General features: G+C 65.1%; 29 protein-coding genes, 1 tRNA gene and 1 pseudogene. 8 read left to right on the top strand and 23 right to left on the bottom strand.

Annotated features, from left to right (window positions below):
• Positions 1–104 precede the first annotated feature (104 nt).
• A complete protein-coding gene (locus ACVWZ7_RS15660; protein ID WP_344361980.1) occupies positions 105–383 on the top strand; it encodes a putative quinol monooxygenase in 279 nt (92 codons plus the stop codon).
• A 96-nt stretch (positions 384–479) separates the two neighbouring features.
• Here ACVWZ7_RS15660 and trxA read toward each other — a convergent pair whose 3' ends face one another.
• From trxA to ACVWZ7_RS15645, 3 genes are all read right to left on the bottom strand, one after another.
• On the bottom strand, positions 480–893 hold the full coding sequence (trxA, locus tag ACVWZ7_RS15655) for a thioredoxin (protein ID WP_344361978.1): 414 nt from the start codon (positions 891–893) through the stop codon (positions 480–482).
• A gap of 101 nt (positions 894–994) precedes the next feature.
• Entirely contained in the window at positions 995–1,540 is a 546-nt protein-coding gene (locus ACVWZ7_RS15650) for an acyl-CoA thioesterase (RefSeq protein ID WP_116765168.1), read from the bottom strand.
• Positions 1,541–1,608: 68 nt separating this feature from the next.
• Positions 1,609–2,337, bottom strand: a complete 729-nt coding sequence (locus tag ACVWZ7_RS15645; protein ID WP_456508409.1) for a Type 1 glutamine amidotransferase-like domain-containing protein — start codon at positions 2,335–2,337, stop codon at positions 1,609–1,611.
• Between the two features lie 296 nt (positions 2,338–2,633).
• Here ACVWZ7_RS15645 and ACVWZ7_RS15640 point away from each other — a divergent pair, with 296 nt between their 5' ends.
• The gene (locus ACVWZ7_RS15640; protein ID WP_237563235.1) at positions 2,634–3,068 is read left to right on the top strand and encodes a DUF7144 family membrane protein; all 435 of its coding nucleotides are present in this window, start codon (positions 2,634–2,636) and stop codon (positions 3,066–3,068) included.
• Between the two features lie 13 nt (positions 3,069–3,081).
• Here the strand turns inward: ACVWZ7_RS15640 and ACVWZ7_RS15635 are convergent.
• The 6 genes and pseudogenes from ACVWZ7_RS15635 to ACVWZ7_RS15610 all read right to left on the bottom strand — a co-directional run.
• A pseudogene (locus ACVWZ7_RS15635) lies at positions 3,082–3,192 on the bottom strand (VOC family protein); the annotation flags it as partial.
• 52 nt (positions 3,193–3,244) lie between these two features.
• Complete coding sequence (locus ACVWZ7_RS15630) at positions 3,245–3,787, bottom strand: GNAT family N-acetyltransferase (RefSeq protein WP_116765171.1); 543 nt, start codon at positions 3,785–3,787, stop codon at positions 3,245–3,247.
• 109 nt (positions 3,788–3,896) lie between these two features.
• The gene (locus ACVWZ7_RS15625) at positions 3,897–4,310 is read right to left on the bottom strand and encodes a DUF1801 domain-containing protein (RefSeq protein WP_456508408.1); all 414 of its coding nucleotides are present in this window, start codon (positions 4,308–4,310) and stop codon (positions 3,897–3,899) included.
• A complete protein-coding gene (locus tag ACVWZ7_RS15620) occupies positions 4,294–5,025 on the bottom strand; it encodes an MgtC/SapB family protein (RefSeq protein ID WP_344361962.1) in 732 nt (243 codons plus the stop codon). Before ACVWZ7_RS15620 ends, ACVWZ7_RS15625 begins: the two co-directional genes overlap by 17 nt.
• Before the next feature lie 128 nt (positions 5,026–5,153).
• On the bottom strand, positions 5,154–6,746 hold the full coding sequence (locus ACVWZ7_RS15615) for an ABC transporter permease (RefSeq protein ID WP_456508407.1): 1,593 nt from the start codon (positions 6,744–6,746) through the stop codon (positions 5,154–5,156).
• Complete coding sequence (locus ACVWZ7_RS15610) at positions 6,739–7,671, bottom strand: ATP-binding cassette domain-containing protein (RefSeq protein ID WP_456508406.1); 933 nt, start codon at positions 7,669–7,671, stop codon at positions 6,739–6,741. Before ACVWZ7_RS15610 ends, ACVWZ7_RS15615 begins: the two co-directional genes overlap by 8 nt.
• A 105-nt stretch (positions 7,672–7,776) precedes the next feature.
• Here ACVWZ7_RS15610 and ACVWZ7_RS15605 point away from each other — a divergent pair, with 105 nt between their 5' ends.
• Positions 7,777–8,208, top strand: a complete 432-nt coding sequence (locus ACVWZ7_RS15605) for a DUF1810 domain-containing protein (protein ID WP_456508405.1) — start codon at positions 7,777–7,779, stop codon at positions 8,206–8,208.
• A gap of 50 nt (positions 8,209–8,258) precedes the next feature.
• On the opposite strand, the gene ACVWZ7_RS15600 is transcribed toward ACVWZ7_RS15605, so the two are convergent.
• From ACVWZ7_RS15600 to ACVWZ7_RS15590, 3 genes are all read right to left on the bottom strand, one after another.
• Positions 8,259–9,404: an EAL domain-containing protein gene (locus ACVWZ7_RS15600; protein WP_456508404.1), complete on the bottom strand. Its 1,146-nt coding sequence runs from the start codon at positions 9,402–9,404 to the stop codon at positions 8,259–8,261.
• The gene (locus ACVWZ7_RS15595) at positions 9,401–9,577 is read right to left on the bottom strand and encodes a DUF1059 domain-containing protein (protein ID WP_116765177.1); all 177 of its coding nucleotides are present in this window, start codon (positions 9,575–9,577) and stop codon (positions 9,401–9,403) included. Before ACVWZ7_RS15595 ends, ACVWZ7_RS15600 begins: the two co-directional genes overlap by 4 nt.
• Before the next feature lie 100 nt (positions 9,578–9,677).
• Positions 9,678–10,271, bottom strand: a complete 594-nt coding sequence (locus tag ACVWZ7_RS15590) for a DinB family protein (protein ID WP_116765178.1) — start codon at positions 10,269–10,271, stop codon at positions 9,678–9,680.
• 313 nt (positions 10,272–10,584) lie between these two features.
• Here ACVWZ7_RS15590 and ACVWZ7_RS15585 point away from each other — a divergent pair, with 313 nt between their 5' ends.
• Positions 10,585–10,962 carry a LysM peptidoglycan-binding domain-containing protein gene (locus tag ACVWZ7_RS15585; RefSeq protein ID WP_456508403.1) on the top strand — a complete coding sequence of 126 codons (378 nt, stop codon included), beginning with the start codon at positions 10,585–10,587 and terminating at the stop codon, positions 10,960–10,962.
• 50 nt (positions 10,963–11,012) lie between these two features.
• Here the strand turns inward: ACVWZ7_RS15585 and ACVWZ7_RS15580 are convergent, their stop codons facing one another.
• Complete coding sequence (locus ACVWZ7_RS15580; protein ID WP_456508402.1) at positions 11,013–12,851, bottom strand: hypothetical protein; 1,839 nt, start codon at positions 12,849–12,851, stop codon at positions 11,013–11,015.
• Positions 12,852–13,420: 569 nt separating this feature from the next.
• On the opposite strand from ACVWZ7_RS15580, the gene ACVWZ7_RS15575 reads away from it, so the two are divergent.
• Positions 13,421–13,591, top strand: a complete 171-nt coding sequence (locus ACVWZ7_RS15575; RefSeq protein WP_456508401.1) for a hypothetical protein — start codon at positions 13,421–13,423, stop codon at positions 13,589–13,591.
• A 340-nt stretch (positions 13,592–13,931) separates the two neighbouring features.
• On the opposite strand, the gene ACVWZ7_RS15570 is transcribed toward ACVWZ7_RS15575, so the two are convergent.
• The 7 genes from ACVWZ7_RS15570 to ACVWZ7_RS15540 all read right to left on the bottom strand — a co-directional run bounded on the left by ACVWZ7_RS15570 (position 13,932) and on the right by ACVWZ7_RS15540 (position 17,934).
• Positions 13,932–14,420, bottom strand: a complete 489-nt coding sequence (locus tag ACVWZ7_RS15570; RefSeq protein ID WP_456508400.1) for a hypothetical protein — start codon at positions 14,418–14,420, stop codon at positions 13,932–13,934.
• A gap of 20 nt (positions 14,421–14,440) precedes the next feature.
• A complete protein-coding gene (locus ACVWZ7_RS15565) occupies positions 14,441–15,445 on the bottom strand; it encodes a hypothetical protein (RefSeq protein ID WP_456508399.1) in 1,005 nt (334 codons plus the stop codon).
• A gap of 174 nt (positions 15,446–15,619) precedes the next feature.
• A complete protein-coding gene (locus ACVWZ7_RS15560) occupies positions 15,620–15,982 on the bottom strand; it encodes a hypothetical protein (RefSeq protein ID WP_456508398.1) in 363 nt (120 codons plus the stop codon).
• The gene (locus tag ACVWZ7_RS15555; RefSeq protein WP_456508397.1) at positions 15,961–16,365 is read right to left on the bottom strand and encodes a hypothetical protein; all 405 of its coding nucleotides are present in this window, start codon (positions 16,363–16,365) and stop codon (positions 15,961–15,963) included. Before ACVWZ7_RS15555 ends, ACVWZ7_RS15560 begins: the two co-directional genes overlap by 22 nt.
• Before the next feature lie 15 nt (positions 16,366–16,380).
• Positions 16,381–17,094 carry a hypothetical protein gene (locus ACVWZ7_RS15550; protein ID WP_456508396.1) on the bottom strand — a complete coding sequence of 238 codons (714 nt, stop codon included), beginning with the start codon at positions 17,092–17,094 and terminating at the stop codon, positions 16,381–16,383.
• Complete coding sequence (locus ACVWZ7_RS15545) at positions 17,091–17,393, bottom strand: hypothetical protein (protein WP_456508395.1); 303 nt, start codon at positions 17,391–17,393, stop codon at positions 17,091–17,093. The genes ACVWZ7_RS15550 and ACVWZ7_RS15545 overlap by 4 nt, the downstream gene beginning before the upstream one ends.
• A 55-nt stretch (positions 17,394–17,448) precedes the next feature.
• Positions 17,449–17,934 (bottom strand): helix-turn-helix domain-containing protein, encoded by a 486-nt coding sequence (locus ACVWZ7_RS15540; protein ID WP_456509123.1) that lies wholly within the window; start codon positions 17,932–17,934, stop codon positions 17,449–17,451.
• Positions 17,935–18,268: 334 nt separating this feature from the next.
• Here ACVWZ7_RS15540 and ACVWZ7_RS15535 point away from each other — a divergent pair, with 334 nt between their 5' ends.
• Both ACVWZ7_RS15535 and ACVWZ7_RS15530 read left to right on the top strand, forming a co-directional pair.
• Complete coding sequence (locus tag ACVWZ7_RS15535; RefSeq protein ID WP_456508394.1) at positions 18,269–18,958, top strand: hypothetical protein; 690 nt, start codon at positions 18,269–18,271, stop codon at positions 18,956–18,958.
• Positions 18,951–20,162 (top strand): tyrosine-type recombinase/integrase, encoded by a 1,212-nt coding sequence (locus ACVWZ7_RS15530; protein WP_456508393.1) that lies wholly within the window; start codon positions 18,951–18,953, stop codon positions 20,160–20,162. The genes ACVWZ7_RS15535 and ACVWZ7_RS15530 overlap by 8 nt, the downstream gene beginning before the upstream one ends.
• A gap of 108 nt (positions 20,163–20,270) precedes the next feature.
• Here ACVWZ7_RS15530 and ACVWZ7_RS15525 read toward each other — a convergent pair.
• A tRNA-Tyr gene (locus ACVWZ7_RS15525) sits at positions 20,271–20,352 on the bottom strand.
• Positions 20,353–20,502: 150 nt separating this feature from the next.
• The gene (locus ACVWZ7_RS15520) at positions 20,503–20,757 is read right to left on the bottom strand and encodes a hypothetical protein (RefSeq protein ID WP_344361945.1); all 255 of its coding nucleotides are present in this window, start codon (positions 20,755–20,757) and stop codon (positions 20,503–20,505) included.
• 199 nt (positions 20,758–20,956) lie between these two features.
• Here ACVWZ7_RS15520 and ACVWZ7_RS15515 point away from each other — a divergent pair, with 199 nt between their 5' ends.
• A complete protein-coding gene (locus ACVWZ7_RS15515; RefSeq protein WP_018773569.1) occupies positions 20,957–21,448 on the top strand; it encodes a YajQ family cyclic di-GMP-binding protein in 492 nt (163 codons plus the stop codon).
• Between the two features lie 124 nt (positions 21,449–21,572).
• On the opposite strand, the gene htpX is transcribed toward ACVWZ7_RS15515, so the two are convergent.
• Positions 21,573–22,442: a zinc metalloprotease HtpX gene (gene htpX / locus ACVWZ7_RS15510; RefSeq protein ID WP_091255984.1), complete on the bottom strand. Its 870-nt coding sequence runs from the start codon at positions 22,440–22,442 to the stop codon at positions 21,573–21,575.
• Positions 22,443–22,447: the final 5 nt, after the last annotated feature.

The raw sequence follows: 22,447 nt of genomic DNA, 5'->3' as shown, positions 1-22,447 counted from the left end.
GCTACCTTGTGCGCGGAGGCAAGAGAAGAGCAAAGCTTGGAAGTCCTATGAAATTTTCCGGTCATCTTCCGGCGCCGGCGCGGACGCCCGGTAGGGTAATTGCCATGAGCGCACCAATTGACCTCCTGGCCACCTTCATCCCCAACGACGGCGAATTCTTCCGCGTGAAGCTCGCGCTGGAGATCGCGATTGACGAGGTGGTCAACGAGCCCGGTTGTATCCGCTACGAGCTCACCGAGGCCAACGAGGACAAACTCGTGCTGACCGAACGGTGGGCAAGCCAGGAGGACCTGGACAAGCACTCCAAGGGCACGGCCGTGCAGGACCTGAATGAGTCCCTCAGCGCGCTACTGGCCGAGCCGGTCATACTCGAAAAGCTCTGACCCACCACTCCAACGACAGCGCGGGGTCACTCCGCGCCCATCCTTGAAGGATTTATGGGCGCGGAGTGACCCCGCGTTGCTTGCGTTTGTGGAGGTTTAGGCGTCCGGGATCTGGGTGCCGTCCTGCTTGGGCGCCGAGGCAGCGGCCTCGGCCTGGGAGCGGGCAACATGCGCGTGGACTTCTTCCATGTCCAGGGCCTTGACGGCGTCCACCACCTGCTCCAGCTGCTGGGCATTCAGGGCGCCGGGCTGCGAGAACACCAGGACCTTTTCGCGGAAGGCCATCAGCGTGGGGATCGAGGTGATGCCGGCCTCAGCGGCGAGCTGCTGCTCGGCCTCGGTGTCCACCTTGGAGAAGACCACGTCCGGGTGCTTCTCGGAGACTGCTGAGTACGTGGGGCCAAACTGCTTGCACGGGCCGCACCATTCGGCCCAGAAATCGACGAGGACGATGTCGTTATCCTCGACGGTCGATGCGAACTGTTCACCTGTGATGTCTACGGTAGCCATGAGTCAACGGTACGGGAGCAGTCCGGGATTGTCCCCGGCATTTCGCTGTTGGCACATCCGGGCCAAAGCGGGTGCGCCTGCCTGGCCGGCGGGCGCACCCGTCAGGCCCAGGCATGCGGGGCAGGACGCCTGGCGCCGGGCAGGGCGTTGGTTTCGCGCCATTCGTGGATCCACTCAGGCAGCTCCAGATCCGCCGGCGGGGCGCCGAATTCGCGGACGATCTCCTCCTGGCTGACGGGCTTGCCCTTGCTGACCAGCCGGGTCGCGATGTAGGCGCGGGCATAGACTTCGCCGTCCACCACCATCCGCTGCTCGAAGTAGATGGCTTTTGAGTCAAGGCCGATGATCTTGGATTCGATGGTGTACTGCTGCCACAGCTGCAGCGAACGGCGGAAGGCGATGGTTTCGCCCGCGGCCACGGGCGTCCAGCCCCGGCGGCGCATCTTCTTCCAGGTTCCACTGCGGGCCATGAGGTCGAAGCGCCCGAGGTCCATGAGCGAGAAATACATGCCGTTGTTGACGTGCATGGCGATGTCGATATCCGTGGGCAACACGCGCAGCGGCAGGGACGAGCTGTCCCAGATGCTCAGCGGTGGGCGGCGCGAGGACGTGAACAGCAGCAGGAGGGTGCGGAGCAGAAGGTGCATGGGGCAATGTTACCCGCGAGTAACAACGGTGCCAAGGGGTAGGACCCAAGGTGCCCGGCCTCCGCAGGCTAGCTGTGCGCGGACAGCACCGAGACGGTGGCCTTGGGTCCGGCGCCGCGGATCGTCCAGCAGTTCCCGGTGCCGATCACGTCGAGTTGCTGCAGGTCCGCGTAGTGCAGCACCAGGGCGGTGTTTTCATCGACGGCGGCCGCGTGGTCCACGAGTCCCTTCGCCACGGCACCGACGGCCCGGCTGAGTGTTCCGGCCTGCGCGGCATGGACGTCGACGGCGAAGGGCACCAGGCCCAGCCCGCCGCGGATCTCCACTTCCTCGAGCCCCTCGGAACAGTCCATCGCGCAGACTTCGGTGCCCCTGATCCGGTATCCGCCCACGATCGCCCGCGCCGGGGCCACCATCGCCCCGGCGGAGAACCCCATGTACGGCACACCCTCCGAGACCGCACGGCGGATGGCCCCCGCGGACGGCAGGAGGCCTTCCAGATAGGCCGGCGTCGGGCCGCCCCCGACCACGATGCCGTCGACCTCGTCGAACGCGGCCGTATTCGCCTCTTTGTTGAAGCGGAGCAGGACCGGGAGCACCGTGCAGTCGATCCGGGATTCCAGCGGCCCAACATAGGCGGGCAGGAAATACTCAGAGCTGCCCTCGTGGTCAAAGAGAACGACGGCGACGCGAGGAACCCTGCCGGGGGCCCGGTGCCGGAGTTCCCGGACGAACCGGTCGAAGACGGCAGGAATGGTCACGGTGTCCGGGCCTCCGCCGACAAGGATGATGGTCATGGCTTCAAAGTACCCGGATCCGAAGCAATCGCAATGGGCCCGGCGCGCCTGCACCAGCTTTGGCCGCCGCCGAACTTGCTCGCGGCCCACGCGGCGGGGCGAGGCGGGTGGGGTCGCCGGAGTCCGTCGGTGCGCGGACAGAACCGGGCCGACCGCCGCGGCGGCTCCAAAGTTTCTGTAGTGATTGACCGGCACGGACGGTGAGGAACATAATCGGAATCGGTACTAGTTTCACGACACGACTGCGCCGACCATGAGGCCGACGGCAGAGCATTCAACGGAAAGCGGTCGGCATTATGACTACTGCCCATCATCCTGTTGCTTCGACTGGCTGGACCGGTTGGGTCCGTTTCGCCGGAGTCATTCTGATCATCAACGGCGTTTTCAGCGGCCTTCAAGGCCTCGTCGCACTCACCGGTCCTGACACCTACTATTTGGCGACCCCGGGCACGCTGTTCATCTTCGACGCGAAGGGGTGGGGCTGGTGGAATCTAGCTCTCGGGGTGCTCTTGATCCTCACCGCCGTCGCGCTCTTCTCCGGTGCAACGTGGGCTCGAGTCGTTGGTGTTGTCGTTGCGGGCTTCAGCGCGGTCGTTCAACTGATGCTCATTCCGGCGCAGCCGTGGTGGTCCGTCATCGTCATCGCCATGGACGTGCTGATCATCTACGCGATCATCGCCCACGGCGAGGAACTTAAGGCTGAGCAGGCGCCTCCGCCAACCAACCCGTAGGGCACCGTCGCGATCAGTCGGCCGCAATCAACTCCACTTCGTAGCCGTCCGTGTTCACGAGGTAGGCGGCGAAGTGGCCGGGGCCGCCTGCGTGCGGGTATTTGTCCGGAAACAGTTCGGTCCAGGCCAATGGTGCAGGGCACCAAAGGACGCGGGTGCACCCGGGACGACGGTCATCAGAACAGGATCCGCTGAAAGAGGACGTGGTCCTGCCAGGCCCCGGCAATCCGGAGGTACCTGGGGGCCAGGCCGATTTCTTCGAAGCCGGCCCGTTTCAGGATTCGCTGGGATGCGGCGTTGTGCGGGAGGGTGGCGGCCTGTAACCGGTGCAGTCCGAGCTCGGTAAGGGCGGCACCGACGGCGAATTCCACGGCGGCCGAGCCAATCCCCTGACCGGTCATGTCCTTGTCCACCCAGTAGCCGAGGTGGGCGCTGAGGAACGGCCCGCGGACAATCCCGCTGAGGTTCATCACCCCGACGATGCGGGAACCGTCCACGAGAACCCACGGGACGTCCGATCCGGCGATGAACAACCCGAGTTTGGACTCGATGCTGGCGGCCTGCCCGTCGGCGGTGAAAAATTCCTCGGCCCGCACGGGTTCCCAGGGCGCCAAGTGCTCCCGGTTCCGGAGGTAGGCCTCGGCCATCCGACCGGCGTCGGACCTGTGCAGCACCCGCACCCGCACTGTGCCCGTCAAAGCGATGCTGTTCTCGGTCATCCGGCGACTCTAACCGTCATGCCGAACGGCTTCAATCTACGGAGCGGCAGTGCGGGAATGGTCTTCATGCTCCGGCCCCGGTTGGCTTGGCCGGACCCGACGGTCAGCTTCACCCGCCGAGCTTGAGTTTCCGCCAGCCGCCGGCCCGGTTGTCCGCGATGATCTGCCGGAACATCGCGGTGAGGGCCTGCCCGGGGATGGATTCACCCTGGCGGAAAGCGATAGTGCGTGCGGTCTTGTTGTCGTGCCCGCCCGTGATGATCCCCTCCGGGTCCGGGACGATTCCGCCGTCGTAGAGGAAGACGTTGACGTGGTCCTTGGCCGCCAGGAGGGCGCAAATGTTGCCCTCGAGGACGAAGTAGGGCTGAGTGGTGCGCTTGATGGTCTCGGCGACGGCCGGGTCGGCGGCATGGACAAGTTCGCGCACCTGGCGGCAGATCTCTTGCTGCCAGTCCGGCAGTGCCCCGATGAACGCGTCAACCCGGGGGTCTCGTAGCGCCGGGTTCTCAGGCGCTGGCATCATCGTCCTCCTCGTTCGCGTCGGCGCCGCGGACGGTGACGCTCTTCACGCCGGGCACGTCCAGGAGATAGGGCACGAGCTCCCGCAGCGGAAGGTGCCCGTGGAAGCGGATGTCCATGAGGACGATCGGATTTTGTTCGGTTCCCGATTTGTTGGTGCTCAGGATCGACGAGCTGAAGCCCATGTTGGTGGCGATCTCCAGCACCTGCCTGAGCACGCCCTGGTTGTCGGCGTAGCCAAGGTGCAGGACCCGGTGGGCGTCCGTGGTCGGTATCTTCCTGACCACGGGAGAGACCACATACAAGGTGATGAGGTGGAATGCGGTCAGTGAGAGGGCCAGGGAAAGCATCCCGGCACCGCACGCCATGCCGACCGCCGCCGAGACCCAGATGCTCGCGGCCGTTGTGAGGCCCCGGACAACGTTCCGTCCCTTGAAGATCACGCCGGCGCCGAGGAAGCCGATGCCGCTGACGATTTGGGCGGCAATGCGGGACGGGTCCATGGTGGCCCCGGGGGCCAGAGCGGCGGAGAACCCGTAGGCAGAGATGAGAGTGAAAGTGCACGATCCGAGGCCGACCAGGACGTGGGTGCGGTAGCCCGCGACCTTTTGCCGGACCTGCCGCTCGACGCCGATCAGGGAGCAGAGGACAAAGGTCGCCAGCAGGAGCCCGATTTCCACCAATGTGGTCGGGGTATATAGCCCGTATGCGTCCTGCATCCGCCCTCCGACTCGGCCCGAGAGCGGCGCCCGGTCGTTTCTGAGGTGCGCCAACGGCTCTCGAAGTTGATACTACCGCCGCCCCCGTATGGGGAACAGGGCGGGGAACAGGGGCGGTTCGGTTCCGCTCATGGGGCCAGGTCCCGGCGGCGCCAGCCGGTGTAGCCGAGCGCGGCGAGCGCCGCGGCGGTCACGGTAAGTCCCAGCAAGGGCCAGACGGCGTCGGAATCCAAGGGGAGCAGTGGTGAATGCCGGAACGGGGAGAGCTCCATCACCCACTCCGGGGCGTTCCACAGGACGCCAAACTCGCCCAGGGCGACGAAGACCAGCAGCAGTCCCCAGACCGTCCCGGTGAGCCGGGGCGCCCAGCCGAACACGGCCAGGACTACTGAGGTCATGACCCAGGCCGCGGGGATCTGCGCGACGGAGGCCACCGCAATCCGCCCCAGCTGATTTCCGTCGGACAGGACCATGGCGGCGCCGGCCCCGACCGACAATCCGGACAGCAGCATGAGCACGGCGACGCCGGCGAGCGCGAAGGCGAAATGGCTTGTGGCCCACCGCGGCCGGGTGGTGGCCGTGCCCAGCAGCGCCTCCACGTGGCCGTCCGTTTCCTCGTCGCGGAGCCGGTTGGCCGCGGACAGCCCGTAGGCAGCGGCAAGCAGTCCCATGATGCTGATCTCTGCGGCGATGAAGGCGTCCGTCATGGCCTGGGTTCCGCCCAGCATCCTGATCAGGTCCTGGGCGTTGGGGGAACTCAGCAGGTCCGTGACGTTGCCGGCCAGCGACCCGATCACGACACCGAACGCCACGAATGCCACGGCCCACGCCGCAAGGAGACGGAGCTGGAGTCGCACGGCGAGGTCCCAGACGCCGTTGAGTGAGCCGCGCGCCGGGCCGGGGCGTTCCTCCCGCAGCCCCGAGCCGAGGTCCCGGCGGGCACGAAGGGCCAGCGCGACCGGCACGAGGGCTGCGCAGAGTGCCAGCGGCAGGGCTAGCACCCACCACCGGTCTCCGGCAAAGGCCCGGATCTGCTGGTTCCAGCCGATCGGCGAAAGCCAGGACAAGGCTGACGGCCCCGGCTCTGCGAGATCCCCCACCGCGCGCAGCGCGTAGGTCACCGCGACGACGCCGAGGCTCAGTCCCGTGGCGGCCCGCGCACTGGCAGTCAGCTGGGCGGTCACCCCGGCCACGGCGCTGAAGGCCATGCCGGTGGCGGCCCAGCCGAGTCCGAACGCGAGCGAGCCGGCGGCGGGAAGGCCGCCGGCGGCCAACGTCACGGCCGTGACCAGCCCGAGGACAAGGCTCGCACCGAAGCTGATGGCGAGGGCGGCAGCGAGCGGTGCGTCGCGTCCCAGACGCCCGCCGCCGAGAAGCTCGAGCCGCCCGGACTCTTCGTCGCTGCGCGTATGCCGGATGGTGATGAAGACCATGAGGACGGCGAGGATGGCGGCCATGAACGCCGTGTACTTGATCAGGGACAGCGCGCCCAGGGACGTGGGGTCGTAAACCCTGCCGAATAGTGCCACTAGCGATGCCGTGGCGTTCAGGGCTGTCGCGGCTTCGACCCGGCTCCCTACATCGGGGTACAGCTCGGCACCGGCCGCGGCGGTTGAATAGGTCGTGACGGCGAATCCGGCGATCCATGCCGGCAGCAGCCAGCGGTCGCGCCGGAGTCCGAGCCGGATCAGGACGCCCGTGCCCGCCAACGTTTCACGCATCACCGGGCCGCCCGCTGCTCGCCCCGGCCGCAACCGCGGGCACCGCCGCGCCATAGTGGCGCAGGAAAAGGTCTTCGAGGGTTGGCGGCTGGCTGGTCAGCGCAAGGAGCCCGGCGTCGGTCAGGGCCCGCATCAGCGGGGCCAGGCCGGACGGTTCCACCTGGGCGCTGACCCGATGGTTCGTGACGACGACGTCGTGGACCCCCGGCAGGGCATCCAAACCTGCCGGTACGGCCGCGACGTCGGCGGTGACGGAGGTCCGGGTGAGATGCCGGAGCTCCTCAAGCCGCCCGGTCTCCACCACCCGGCCCTCACGGATGATGCTGACACGGTCCGAAAGCGCCTCGGCCTCACTCAGGATGTGGCTGCTGAGCAGGACCGTGCGGCCCTGATTCCGCAATTCCCGGACACATTGGCGGAAGGCGTCCTCCATGAGCGGGTCCAGGCCGCTGGTGGGCTCGTCCAGCAGGAAAAGCTCGGCGTCGGTGGCCAGCGCGGCGATCAGGGCCACTTTCTGCCGGTTGCCTTTGGAATAGGCCCGGGACTTCTTCGTCGGGTCGAGGTCGAATACCTCCAGGAGCCGGTCCCGCCGGGCCGCGTCCTGACCGCCCTGGAGCCGCCCGAGCAGATCGATCACTTCACCGCCGGTCAGGTTGGGCCACAACGCCACATCCCCGGGGACGTAGGCCAGCCGCCGGTGCAGGCGCGCGACGTCGCTCCACGGGTCAAAGCCCATGACCCGGATGGAGCCCGCGTTGGCGCGGAGCATGCCCAGCAGCAGACGGATGGTTGTCGACTTCCCTGAGCCGTTGGGGCCCAGGAAACCGTGGACCTCGCCCTCTTCGACTGAAAAGTCCAGCCCGTTGAGGGCAACCACCGGCCCAAACCGCTTCACAACCCCGGCCATCTCAAAGACGCTCGTCATAGCGGACACGATACGCCGGGGCCGGACCCTATCGCCCCGGCCGAAGGACCCCTTCACGAGCGGCCGGACTGTCGCGTTGCACCCCGGCGACGTAGCCTAGCGAGCATGGAAGACCCCTACGATCTTCAACGGTTCGTAACTGCCCAGGACTCCGGTGGAACGTACGGGCATGCCCTGGCGGAGCTGAGGTCCGGCACGAAGGCGAGCCACTGGATGTGGTTTGTGTTCCCCCAGCTCGCCGGGCTGGGCCACAGCGAGACCGCCCGCAGGTACGCGATCGCATCGCTGGACGAGGCGCGGGCTTATTACCGGCACGCGGTCCTGGGCCCGCGCCTCGTGGACGTCGCCGCCGCTGTGGCTGCCGTACAGGGACGGTCCGCGGTGCAGATCTTTGGAGGCATCGATGCCCGGAAGCTGCACTCGTCCATGACTTTGTTCCTGCGGGCCGCCCCCGGTGAGACCGTGTTCCGCGACGTCCTGGACCGTTACTACGACGGTGCCCCGGACCCCGCGACGAACCAGCTGCTGGACGGATAGGGAGCCGGCGGGCACGGCGGGGCTACCGACACATCCTGCCCCGGGCACGGCTAGGTGTCAGCCGCCGCGAGGGCCGTGATCATCCGTTCCATGCGGGCGACGCCGGCAAAGCGTCCTGCGTTGTCCGTGACGAGCAGGGGGTCAAAGCGGCTGTCCCGGGTCCGCGTCATGGACCGCGCCAGTGCCTCGCTGAGCGGTGTGTCCAGGTTGACCCGCATGCCAGGGCTCACCATCCCCAGCGCCGCCGCCGAGGGATCGAGCACCGCGACGGGCCGCCGGCACTCCCCCATCAGCACAACCGACTCCAGGGCAGGGTTACCGTCAAAGGCGGCGGCCGCCGTCGCCGCGCTCGTGGCCGTCGTCGCCGGTTCCACGATGTCGCGGATAATGCTTTGGTGCGTCACGGGCGGTCTTGACGCCAGGCGGTGGGCGATGTCAAGGTCCAGCGCTTCCCACGCCGGCCCCGGTCGGGCCAGGCAATACCCCTGCACCAGGGGAACGCCGAGGGCGGCAAGGGCGTCCAGTTCTTCCACCCGTTCCACGCCCTCGGCCAGGATCCAGGCATCGACGCGGCTGGCAAAAGTTCCGAGCATGGAGATCAGGGCGCGCTTGGCTTCGTCGCGGTCGACGTCCTGGATGAGCTCGCGGTCAATCTTGATCAGCGAGGGCCGCAGGGCAAGGAGGTGACGGAGCCCCGCATAGCCGGCTCCGGCGTCGTCGACGGCGATCAGGGCGCCTGCGGCGCGCAGCTGGTTGAGGTCAGGTTCCAGCTCCAGATAGGAGTCGATCGGTGTTTGCTCCGTGAGCTCAACCACGAGTCCGCCAAGGTTTCCCTGATCGCGCCAGATCTCGCGGATGCTCTCCGTCAGGAGCAGTTCAGGTGAGACGTTGAGCGTCAGGAAGCAGTTTGGCGGCAACGTGGGACGCGCCGCGAGCGCTGCCCGCAAGGCTGCGGCCTCAAGCTCGGCCGCGTGCCCGTGGGTGCGTGCGGCGGCAAACCACGCTTCAGGGTTCTTTTCCGCGAAACCCGGAAATCGCGCCAGGGCTTCGTAACCCACCACTGTGCCGCGGGCGGTGTCAACAATGGGCTGGTAAGCCGCGGAAAGGCCTTCGCCGCGGCAGGCGGCCGCCAGATGCTCTTTCCAGCCCGGGGCGGCCCCGGCGCCGGGCGGGAGGCCGCCTGCCGCGTGAATCAACTAACTGGGACGATGGCTCTGTGGACGGACTGCACGACGTCGGCCGGCAGCTCCTCCAGGCCGTGGGCGGTCGCAGCGTGGGCTGCCACATTGACCAGAATTTCATCATCCGTGCTGCACACCCAGCGGGCTTCACAGCCGGGAACCACATCACCACAGGCAAACGACTTCACGTCAGCTCCTTCTTCTTCGACAGCGAACCCGACAACCCTACGATGCCCCCGCCCGGAAAACTGAGATTTGGCTTGCAGAAAAGCCGGGTGTTTCCGGTAATCAATCGCTGGCCGCCAGGGCTTCGGCGGCCACGGCGGCCGCTTCGATCCGGGCCCGGTGAACAGCCCACCCTTCGGGGGTGCGCGCCGAGAGGTTCGGGTCATCCGGGCGTTGGCCGGCGCTCCCGTCGATGAGCTCACGCAGGATGTCCGCGTGGCCAAGGTGGTGGGCGGTCTCGACGCACATGTGGACGAGGATCTGGTGCAGGGTCACGTGCTTGCGCTCGTCCGGCCACCAGGGCACAACGCCGGGCGCGTCTAGGGCAAGGTCATCGATCGTGGCGTCGCTGTGCGCGGCAGCGAACCGGTGCAACTCCACGATCTGCTCCCGTGTCTCGCCGGGGGCAGCCCACATGTCGGCATCAGGCTCTGCATCGTCGGCAAGCCACGGCAGCTCCAGGCTGCCGGGCCGGCCGAAGACCTCGCCAAAGTAGCCGAATTCGACGCTGGCCACGTGCTTGACCAGGCCCAGCAGGTTGGTGCCGGTCGGAGTGAGCGGCCGGCGCACGTCGTACTCGCTCAGGCCCTCAAGCTTGCCGAGGAGGTCGGCGCGTCGAGTGCTCAGGTAACGGTGCAAGATCGCCTTATCGTCCATGACGGGCACTATACCTAACCCGGTCAACGGGCCCACCGGAAAACAGGTTTCATCAAACGTATGGAATAATCGGCGGCAGCGGGCCTCGGGGGGAGGCCCCGAATGACAGGACACCAACGTGAGTCACGGTCCCGGCGCCAGTCGTCTCGTGCCCGCCGCTGCGATTCTTGCCGCATTCTTGGCCGGTTTGCTGACCGCGTGCGGTTCCGGTGCGGACGCGTCCGGAGGACCCGCGGCGGGGCGGCCGGCGGCCGCGGTGCCTGCATCTCCGGCAGCCTCCCCGTCTCCGGCGGTCCTGCCGGGGACAACGGAGATGAACGGTTACTTCCTGCCCATGCGCTATACGGCCGCCGACAGCGACACCTGGGAGGGCATCGCCGCCCACTTCCGGATGACGCCCGAGATCCTCAGGAGCTTCAATGAACCGGTGCCGCTTGCCGCTGGGCAGGTGGTCGATCTCCGAGGCGTGGACGTCCCGCAGCTGGGGGCCGGCGGCCACGTCACCGGGCAGGACGGCCAGGGACGCCTGCTGTACAGGACGGTCCCCGGGGACACCCCCTCGGGCATCGCGAGCCGCTACGGCGTCCCGCTCCATGCACTGCGGATGGCCAATCTGGACTTGCTCACCGGCGGCGAATGGATTCCGCCCGCCGGTACAACGGTGACGATCCCGAATGCGCCGACCGACTGAGCCACGGGTTTCGGAGGTCCGCGGATCCGCAGGCCAAGAAAGCGTGGACGCTAACGTTTCAGCGTGGCCTCCGGGCTGGATACCCTGCCGGCTGCATAGGTGCTGGCAGCCTGCATGGTGTCGCCCGCTACGAAACGTCGACGAACACCGTCCGTGATCGGCGCGACGTAGAGCTTCTTCAGGGTTGCACTGCGGTCCTCGTAGTACGCGTAGGCTGTCCCCCAGGCGAACGAGCGGAAGCCCTCGAGCCCCGAGTCGCACAGAGCAACATAGTTCCCGGCCGCGTTCCAGGCGTAGCACAACTGGTACGGGAGCTTGCCGAGTTGGCCGGCAGGCGCCTTGCCGATGTTCTGGTCTGCGGTCCAGGTCTGGTTGGCCCCCACCCAGGACACGCGTTCGAGCGTGGTCGGCCACATCACCATGTACGGGTTGTAGTACCAGCCGTCGGTGACCCAGGTGATCTTTCGGTCCACGTGCAATCCTCCCGCTGCGCTCATGCTGTAGACGACGCGCGCGGTTCCGACCTTGCTCGCGCTGCCAGGGTGGTACAAATCCGACAGCCGCTCGATCGTGAACCCGTTCGAGGTGTAAATAGAGCCAACGGGCGGCGTGAGAGTCTTGGCATCGGCGTAGACCGTCCATGACGTTGGGCGGTCGTAACCGTGTTGGTTGCCGATGTAGGAGTCCGTCCCGCCAATGTCAACGCCCAAGGCGTATTCCCAAGCTGACGGGTCACGAGTTCCAGAGCCGCCCAGCTGCTCATCAAGGACCCACGTCGTCTGACTGTTCGGGGTCGGGTGGTCGCGGCCGATGGCAGCTACCGTCATGTGGGGCCCCGGCGCCCCTTCAGGGCAGGAGCGCAATGTGTCCGACTGGTCGAGCATCACACCGTAAAAGTCCATGGTGCTACCGACGTCAGTAGCGTTCGTATTGCCGATACGGAGAAGCATGCTGACTGTCCCGGCCGGGGGTGTTGCAGTTACCGAGGTGCGGACAAAGGTGGATCCGGTGATGGTGGGCGAGTAGGAGCTGTTGCCGACTACCGCGCCGCCGGAGTCGAAAAAAACCATCTGCAGGGATACCCCAACAATTCCAGCCGCCCGAAGATAGGCAGACATCGTGTACGCCACACCGGGAATGACTGTTATGCGCGGCGTAATATCCACCCGCTGGTTGTGGATGCCGGCGGCACTATCCGTAACAGTCAGTCGGAAGTATGCGTTGCCCTGGGCCGGGGTACCGCCTGCCCCCTTCGACACTGCTGCCCGGGTTGCTGCGCACCCCGAAAATTCCACCTCGGCCGACGAACTGCCAACCAGATTAATGGGGATGGAACCGGCCCTCTGCACGCCAGTCCCCAGAACGGTTACGGTGTAGGTCCGCTGAGCGTCGAGGTTTGTGGACAGGACCACGTCCGTGACGGAGCTTGCGCCGTATGTGTGCTGGTTTACGTAATAGGCGCTGGATCTGATGTTCTCCGCGTCGATATCGCCCTGCGTGACCAGCCTGGCCTCCAGCATCGCCCTTCCCGACAGCAGATCAAACGGTGTATGGGTGGCGCCCAGATCATCCACCATTCGGACTTCGGCAATCCCGTTCGACGAGTGCGCGGTGAAGCGCAGAAGGGCGGCACGGCTGCCCAACGGCAAGGTGAATCGGGCGTACTCGCTGCGGGTCGCGGCCCGGCGCCCGGCCAACGGTGCGGAGTCTTCCCAGCTCGCACCGTTCCACGTCCAGCCCGCCTCGTCCCAGTTCGTATACAGGCTCGCGCGGTAGGCGGCGAAATTGTTCAACTGCACGAGTTGCCGTGCCTCGGCGCCGCCGTCAGCGTTTGGGGAGTTACTGAACGTATGGACCATCCACCGCAGCGGATCCAGCTGGTAGCCCATCCAGTACTTGTACTTTGATGTGCGACGGAGGAAGCACTTACCGGAGGGCATGGGTCGGGTGCGTGACAGCAGGTTGTGTCGCAGCGGGTCCAAGAGTTGGACGAGATAGTTGTCCTGCTGGGCTTTTTGGGCGTTAGCGGAGATGACGCCACTGCCGTGGCGGAGTACTTCGTTATCGTCAGGCCTTTTGGAGCCTGGCAGTGTTGTCTCTGTCCCCAATGGAAGTCCTCTGCGTGATTCGTGGTGAGCCAGTCTTCGTGTTGCCTATTCTGCCTCTCCTTGGGACTGACCCGGGCCACGCCGGCCCGGGCCACTCAATGGCACGCGAATCTCGGTGGAGAGAACCGGGAAGGTCGCAGATGAGGGAATGAATCCTCATTGCGTCGCAGGTCAGAGGCCGCCCCTGGAAATTCAGGGGTTCTTGTGGTGAAGGGCGGGCGCCGTCGCCTGGGCGCAAATTCCGACAACGGGCCCCTGGCCTGCCATCGTGGAGTAACGTGTGACTCAACTCACTAGGAGGGGTTCACATCAGCTACAAGTATCGAACCGTCAGAGTTCGCGGCACCGACATGGTTGGAACCATTGCGCGAAAACACGGGAGCGCGCCCGAGATATACGAAACGTCCAAAGACCCGAGCACTTCTGTAGTTCCGGTGTTCTTCCAGGCAACGGGCGAGGTCCGCTTCTTTGACCGATCCGTGCTGGAGGACGTACCCAAGGCCACCGACCAGCAGCCGTAACGCATCCTCACGAAGCAAGCCGCATGTGGTGGCTTGTGGCCTGTTTCACGAGCAGTCGCGCTCACAAGGCGCCCACACACCATGCCCGGGAAATGACAAAGGGCTCTACTTCCTTGCTATTGCTAGGAAGTAGAGCCCTTTGCTTGGGTGGCAGATGAGGGATTCGAACCCCCGTAGGCGTTGCCAGCTGATTTACAGTTGTCACAGCCGAGTGGGCACCAGTTGTCAGAAGTGGCCTAGGGCGGCTTGCATCCAGTGATTTCCCCGGATGCAAGCCGCTCTCTTAGTCACCTTTTGTCCCCAGCAAACGCCTCTTCCCCCACAAATCCCCAACAGAACATCAGAGCTTCACGGGGCTTCGCGTCACCTTCGCCTTGCTTTCACGCCCCTGCTTGGAGAACAGTCCGTTGATCATGAAGGCCGTGACGAGTAGACCCGCTGCAGTAACGGCTCCGGTGTACGCCATCACCCACATTGCAGCAGGGTGCTCGGGCCGTGCAGAAAACAGGGCACAGGCGATCGCGCCGATGACCATTAGGCCGTATCCCCCAAACAGAACGGCCCTTAGAAAACCGCCATAGTCGTCCACGATCTCTTGCAGCATTTGGCCCTTCAGCGAAAGCACGGCCGTTCCAGTCAGAGAGAGCCCACTTGCCACACCACTTACCTGAGCCACGTTCGTCAGGCCCGTTTGTATGCCGGCAACAGTTATGCCCTCCAGAAAGAAGACAACCAGCAGAGCACCACCTGCTCCGACTGCGACAAGGATGGCGAGGAGCAGGATGACAAGGCTCTTGGTCTCGGCTGCCGGAACTTCATTGCTAGTCATCAGTTCTGCCCCTCTCGCTTCTATTCGATCTTGGACCTCAGTCGAACTAGATCTTTTCTATCGTTACAGAACGCACTGACAATCTCGCTGATTGCCGTAGAGGCTTCGAAGGATCTTGTTGCACCCGGCGCGAGGGCGACCTTCACCTTTCTCGTCAGCCGGTGGTGCAGGAGGTCAATCTCGTCGGCCGGGACGTCTGCACCCTGATCTTGAGCGATCGTAACTTGGGCTTTCTGGACTGAGCCCTCCAGATCCCCGAATTCCCGTGAGAACCAATCAAGAATTGCCTCTTCATCGCCCGGTGCGCTCTGGCCTGCAACACGGCTGACCTTGATTTCGATACGAAGTGCACCGACCGCAGCCTGCGGACGTCCAAAGATGCGGGCGAGACCGGATGCGTCGCGGACGTTGTTGCCGAACAGACCCGCGAAGGCCATCGAACGCAGGCCAGTGGCTGTCCTCAGCCTGTTTGCCTGCTGCTTGTCGATGACTGGATGCACGGCCCACGAGAATTCCGGATCGTCTGGATCCAGCATGCCCGCGCCTTCCATCGTCAGGGTCAGCCACTCCGCGAATGTCCTCGCCCTTGCTGCTGACACAGACTCGGCCATAACCCCGAAGATGTTGCCAAACGGCGCGAACCAAACAAACAGGTTGTCTACGGGTTCCCATCCGTCGCCAGCCAAACCCAGCGGCTGCTGATCCCCGCTTTCGGTGTTCAGCTGGTTGGGGACGAAGTCCTTGCCGCCCGCGAGGACAATGCCGTAAGTGGTGGTGTCGTCTGGTACCAGTATCCCGTCTTCGAGATCACTTACCGCGAGACTTTCCTGCCACGCGTTCGACACGGGAAGGGCGCGGATAAGACCGCTCTGCTCGCGTCCGTCGACAGAGTAGACATGCTGAGATCCGTGTAGCTTCCCCAGGACGCTAAACCAGTCCACTTCCTCGACCGCCGCACCACTTCTACCGTCGACCAGCCGCCACCACTGGATGGTGCGGGGAATCTTTTCCCTGATTTTGGCCATCTGTGCCCCCCCTACGTGTTATAGCTCGCCAGGGGTACAGCCATGCTCGACCCCCACCGAGTCATTCTGTGTCAGTGTTCAGTTCGAACACTGACACAGAATACAGGCCACTTAAGATAAGAAGGTGCGTGTGACAGCAAATGCAGGTGTAAGAACCGACCTTGGCAGCGCGGACTACAGCCACCCCCGCACCGCACACAGGCGGTACAGCTGCAACGCCCTAGGGTGCTTCTCCTCGGTCCAGCCGAAGCCGCGGTAGTCCGGATCCGTCATCAGCTGCCGAAGCGCTGCCCGCTCCCCTTCGCTCACCGTCCGGTGCTCCGTGAGCATGTCCATTGCGAAGGTTCCCACCCGCATCAGCTGGTAGACGTGCCCTTCCAGCGCTTCCCGGGTCTTGCTGCTGGTCAGATACAGGAGGATGCAGTTCCGGGTCAGCACCCCGATTTCCCCATAAGCTGCCTCCCAGTCGAACGGCTCCCGGCGCTTGGGGCCTTTGATCTTGGCTTCCAGCTGGCCTACCCGTGCCTTGCGTCCCATGCCCATTTCTCCTGTTCCTGTTGTTTGGCGATCTCTTCCAGCCGGGTCAGACGCTGGTCCAGGTCATCCCCCGCGATCCGGTGCCCAAGTTCCACCAATTTCGACGCGGCCCGCAGGCGGACGTCTGCGGACCTGCTGGCCATCAGACGGACAAGAACCGCCACAGCCTCCTGCTGGGCTGAGAGGACCGCGCTTACCGCTTGCTGGTGCGTCTCGCGTGACAGCCGCCGGTACTCCTCCTGAAACTCCGGCTGAGCAAGCCAGCGCCGGAGCGTGGAATGCCCTACGCCGGCACTCTGGGCAGCTGTCCGGAGGTTCGGCGTGACCAGCAGGGCCGTGAGCGCTGCCCGCTGTCCCCGGCTTAGACGCTCATTCGTGCTCATTCGAGCTCCGCACGGTCACAGATGCCACCGGGCACCGCCGGGCCTCCGCTGCTGTGCGGCCTCTTCCCGGGTCATCCCGTCCGGTCCGTCCGGTCCGCCCTTCATCGGCTGGTGGAATCCGTCACGGGGTCCCCCGTCGATCCACTCCGTTGCGGGCGGGAACGGTTCGAGGAGATCCGCCCCGGTCACAGCCTCCAGCAGGTCCGCTGCAGTGATCGTGGTCCGCATGCGGCCGCTTGCGGGTTCCCATGGCCTCTGGCCTCCGGAGCGTTCAGCAGCGGCCCGACAGTCCCTGACCAGCTGCAGCCAGCCGTTCCATTCCGTGAGGATCGCGCCAGTTGCGCCGAGTGTGGTCGCGTGTGTCCGCTCGATCAGGTCAGGGAGCGCTGTCCGGTACGCAGTTTCCGCTTTTCCGCGCTGTTCGGCCAGCAATCGCTCCTGCCATACGGAAACCTTTTGGCGGGCGGTGATGGCCCGGTGCAGCACTGCATGATGCTGGGGCATCTCCACGGGTGCCGGCGGCGGTGGTCCCGGCAGGAAGAGCCGCAGGCATTCCGCTGTTTCGGCCCGCCATGCCGTCAGCTCCTCCTCACGCTTGGCCCGCGCCGCGTCGATTGCCGCCCGCGCTGCCCTCTCCCCCGCGTCGATCCGCTCTTGCTCTTCGATCGCCGGGGCCAGAATGTCTGCCCGTACCTGATCAGCGGTCAGCGGTGCCGTTTTCGGGCTCACGCGTCCTCCTCCGTGTCAAAGCTCTTGGCAATGGCACGGTCCAGCGCGTCCATGCCAAAGGTGTCAGCAGCCGCCGCGGCTTTGCCCTCCTTGGCTGTCGTCCGGGACGGGATAGCGCCGTGCTTGCTGGCGGCCGCCATTTCCAGCCGCTGCAGCTGCGCCCGCTGCCTAGGTGTCCCATAGGTGTCGATAGTCCAGGCGGCGCCCGATCCGAGCGGGCCTCGCGGGTCTGCTCCGCTGGCGATCACGTCTTGCAAAACGTCAAATGCCATCACAACGGCAGTTTCGGGAGTGGTCATGATGATGATTCCTTTCGAGGATGATTCCCACCCGGGCGGGCGGGAGTCGACGGGGTTACCAGCCGCTGAGTCCGGAGAATGCTTCTGAAGGCCAATCGTTCCGGGACGCAGGAGCAGTGCGGCTATGACCTGTTTTCCTTTGGTTTAGCTGTTTACTCTGTTTGGGTGACACGGGTGTCAGGTCTGATGTCACCCCTGATGTCACCCCTGATGTCACCCCTGATGTCAGGTCTGGACCTGTCACCGATGACACCTCTGGACCTGTCACGGGTGACACGTCTGCGGGGAAGATGACCAGATCCCAGACCATCGGCCGGTACTGGGGCGGAATGCCGGAGGCCGCCGCCTGATTGCCCCGGCGTATCAGCCCACGGCCTTCCAGTGCGGAGATGGTGCGGCGCACTGTTCGTACATCAACCCCGCACAGTTCCGCGATCGTCGGGACGGACGGGAAGGCGTTAGTCCCGTCCTTTCCCGCGTGGTCAGCGAGGCACACCAGAACTAGCTTCATCGTGGGATGCAGCCCGGTTACGTGCTGCATCACCCGCGTTACCGCCTGCCCGCTCATGGTCCACCCCGGCCGATACCGGGCACGGCGTCAGGCTCCGGTAGCGCTGCGGTCTGCTGTGGCTTCGAGCCCCAGGACTCGCAAGAGTCCGGTCTTTGGTACGCGGATAGCGCGGCCAGCCTTCACCACGGGGCAGGGGAAGGCGTTCGCCTTCACCAGCCGGTAGCCCGTGGCTTGGGAGATTCCGAGGGCGCTACACGCTGTCTCCAGCTGTATTGACGCTGGCAGGGACATGACTTCATCTGTGCTTAGTGGTTTGCTCACCTTCTCAATTGTGCCCCGCTTCTGTCAGAAGTAGACTGTAAATATGGCAAGCCAACCGGACCAGTTATCCGGACGGCAATTTAATCCGGAAGGTGACATGCACGAGCACAAGATCAAGGTCCCGGTAGGCGGAGAAAACCCCAGCACCTTCGAGGAATGGCAGACCACCGTCGACCGGCTGGGAATGGAACCGGACGCCGCAACGGCCATGCTGGACCTCGCGTCGATCTCCCACGATGAGACGGCACCTTGGGAGGCCACAGTGACCTGGGCGCTCGACGGCGAAACGGCAACACCGATTGCCGTTGAACTTCGGTCCCGTAACGGCCAGCCGGTCACCCCGGAGGCATGGCGCACTGTGAAGGTCGCGGCGGTTATCGGGGAAACCCGTAACCGCCTCAATTGGATTTACGGCCGCGTCTCTCAGGTCTTGGAGGCCGAGGGGAATCCGGAAGCGGCCACGACGGCTCAGGTCTACGCGGACCCGCTGGCGGATACCCCGAGGCGGGGACGGCGGTCCATTTATGACGCCGCCCATTTTGCCCGCGTGGCCGGACTCTACAACGCCGCGGCCAGTTCCGGAGATACCCGCCCAGTCCGGACCGTCGCGCACCAGCTGGCTGCAAGCATGGAAGACCCACAACTCACCAAAGACAACCGCGTAAAAGCATGGGTCAGGGAAGCCCGGAAACGCGGACTCATTCACGGCGAAAGGAACAACGAAAATGGCTAAGGCGGCAGGCGTTTACCAGAGGTGCACCAAGGAATGCCCGGCCCGGTGCAAGCGGCACAAATGGGCCTTCAGTGTTGAGTTCCCTCCCGGTCAGGATGGGAAGCGGCTCCGCATTGCCGAGTCCGGGTTCCCGGATCAGGAGACGGCAAAGGACGCCCGTACAAAGGCGATCCGGGCGCACAAGGAAGGCACGCTGGAGGCTGACCGGCGGAAGGAAACCGTGGGCCAGTATCTGGAGCGTTGGCTGACAGCGAAGGAATCTGCCAAGACCATCCGTGCCGCGACCATCCGGTCCTACCGCGGGCACTTGGACAACTACCTGATCCCGAACCTAGGCGGCCTCCGGCTGTCGGACCTGAAGGCTTCCCATATTGACGCCATGCTGGTCAAGGTCCGGAAGGCCAACACAGGGAAGCCCCTGAATCAGCAGGTCAGCGCGTCCACAGAGCGGCGGATCGTTGCCACGCTCCGGTCAGCTCTTCGGGATGCCCTCAGGGCGGGCCAGATCCACCGGGACCCGACAATCGGTGCCCATGTCTCCAAGGAAGCGGCGGAGCGGAGGGACGTGTGGAGCCCGGAAGAGTTCGGCCAGTTCCGGGGCTGGATGGAAGCCCAGGAATCGGGTCACGCGGAACGCCTCGCTCCGCTGATCCTGTTTGCGGTGGGCACGGGCATGCGGCTTGGGGAAGTCTGCGGGCTCCGCTGGTCAGACGTGGACCTCGCGGCCGGGGACCTGACCGTCCGGCAGCAGGCACAGCTGCAGGGCAAGGAAGTGCTGTTCCAACCGGTCAAGACAAAGGCCGGGCAGGACCGCTGGGTACCACTCGCGGGCTGGGTGCCGGACGTGCTGAAGGCGTGGAAGGTCCAGCAGGGACGGGAACGCCTGATCGCCGGGGAGGCGTGGGCCAATGACCGGGGACTGGTCTTCACAGACGCGCTGGGAGCCCCGCTGATCCCCAATAACGTGTCAAAGACCTTCGGGCGCATGGCCGAACGCGCGGGACTGCCCAAAGTCGTGTTCCACAGCCTCCGGCACTTGGCCGCAACGATCATGCTGCAGAACGGTCTGCCGCTGCCCGTGGTGTCCCGCATTCTCGGGCACTCCACGATCACCGTCACGTCGGACCTGTATTTCGACGTGGTCAAGGATCAGCGGCTGAAGGATGACGTTACCGCGGCCTATGCGCGGGCCTTCAGCGCCTGATTCTGGACGCTTCCCCCACAAGTTCCCCAACAAATAGGCAAAAAGAAGACCCGTCCGGACCTCCGAAGAGATCCAAACGGGTCTAAATTCCCCGGAAATCCGGGACTGTGGCAGATGAGGGATTCGAACCCCCGTAGGCGTTGCCAGCTGATTTACAGTCAGCCCCCTTTGGCCGCTCGGGTAATCTGCCGAACTTCAAAAGAAGATCACTCGCGGTTCCTCGTCCCGGAACGTCTGTTTCCAGTCCGTTCCGCTTCCAGAACCCGCGGGCAAGACAACTTTACAGAACTTCCGCCGAAGAATCGAATCGGCGACTTGGCGAGCCAAAAAGCCCGGAAATTCAGGCGTCTCCGAGAATGCGTCCGGCCAGCCGGGCCTCGAAACGCGCCGCCTGCTCCGCAGTGACCTGGTTCAGCTGAACGGCGCGGGCCAGATCGGCGTGGACGCCGTCCAGGCGGGCCGAGGCATCCGCGGCCGGGCTCAGAATAATGGAGGCCGCCAGCGCGGCGGCGGCAACGGACGTCGCCGTCGCAGCCAGGGTGCTGGCAGCGGCGGCGGTGGTGCGGGTGACGTAGCGGACGGCTTTGTGGTGCATGCTCTTTGCCTTTCAGCGTCGGTTCCAACCCTTGCAACTCTGCTCAGCCCGGCTTCGTTCCCGCAATGAGTTAGCTATGAGCGGACTGTGAAACGTAGCCCCGGGCAGCAGGCCTCCGGATCGGGGGTATCCGTATTAGGCTGGAATGCAGACATCCCGGCCTTTCACCAGGCACCCGGCAACCATCAGGAGGACAGTCATGGCAGGCGAATCCACGTTCGACGTCGTCAGCAAGGTAGACAAGCAGGAAGTCGCCAACGCGCTGAACCAGGCGCAGAAGGAAATCGCCCAGCGCTACGACTTCAAGGGCGTCGGCGCCGAAGTCGATTTCAGCGGCGAGAAGATCCTCATGAAGGCCAACTCCGAGGAGCGGGTGCTGGCAGTGCTCGACGTGCTGCAGTCAAAGCTCATCCGCCGCGGCATCTCGCTGAAGTCCCTCGACACGGGCGAGCCCTACGCCTCCGGCAAGGAATTCCGGCTCGAGGCCTCCATCAAGGAGGGCATTGCCCAGGACCTCGCCAAGAAGATCAACAAGCTGATCCGCGACGAGGCCCCCAAGTCCGTCAAGTCGCAGATCCAGGGCGACGAGCTCCGGGTGACGTCCAAGTCCCGCGACGATCTCCAGGAAACCATGAACCTGTTGAAGGGCTTCGATGAGGCTGACCTGCAGTTTGTGAACTTCCGCAGCTAGCGGTCCCTCCCCGGCGCAATTTTCCTCAGGACGCGCAAAAGAGCTGGCGATGCCGGAACTCCGGTGTCGCCAGCTCTTTTGCGTGTCGCGAACGTATCCGCGCGTCGCCAGACCGCAGCTAGCGTCAGCTGAGCGGGCGGCCGGCCATCCGTTCGAGCCGGTCGATCCGCTCCGCCATCGGCGGGTGGGTGGAGAACATCTTGGCCACGCCTGCGCCGCGGAACGGGTTGGCGATCATCATGTGCGAGGCGTTCACCAGCTTCTGGTCCTGCGGCAACGGCGCCAGTTGCACGCCCTGTTCGATCTTACGCAGGGCCGAGGCGAGCGCCAGCGGATCGCCGGTCAGCGACGATCCGTCCTCGTCGGCGTCGTACTCACGCGTTCGGGAGATGGCCATCTGGATCAGGGAGGCAGCGAACGGGGCGAGCAATGCCATGGCGATCGCGGCAAACGGGTTCGCGTTGCGACGGTCCCCGCCGCCGAACAGCAGCATCATCTGCGCCACCGACGTGATGACGCCGGCGACGGCGGCGGCCACCGACGCCGTCAGGATGTCCCGGTTGTAGACATGCATCAGTTCATGGCCCAGGACGCCGCGCAGTTCGCGGGCGTCCAGCAGCCTCATGATGCCCTCGGTGCAGCAGACGGCGGCGTTCTGCGGGTTCCGGCCGGTGGCGAAGGCATTCGGCGCCATGGTGGGCGAGACGTAGATGCGCGGCATCGGCTGGTTGGCCCGGCCGGACAGCTCCCGGACGATCTGGTAGAGCTGGGGCGCCTCGGCCTCCGTGACGGGATACGCCTGCATGGCACGAATGGCCAGCTTGTCGCTGTTCCAGTACCCATAGGCCGTGGTCCCGATGCCGACCAGGGCCATGATCCAGATCGGCGCGGCACTGCGCGTCCCGGCCGCGATGAAAGCTCCCAGACCCAACAGCACCGCCCACAGGACCCCGAAAAGGGCCGCGGTCTTCAGTCCGTTGTGATGCTGATGCACTGGTC

It is taken from the genome of Arthrobacter sp. TE12232, from assembly GCF_054062615.1.
This window is presented reverse-complemented; position numbering and strand designations above follow the sequence as displayed.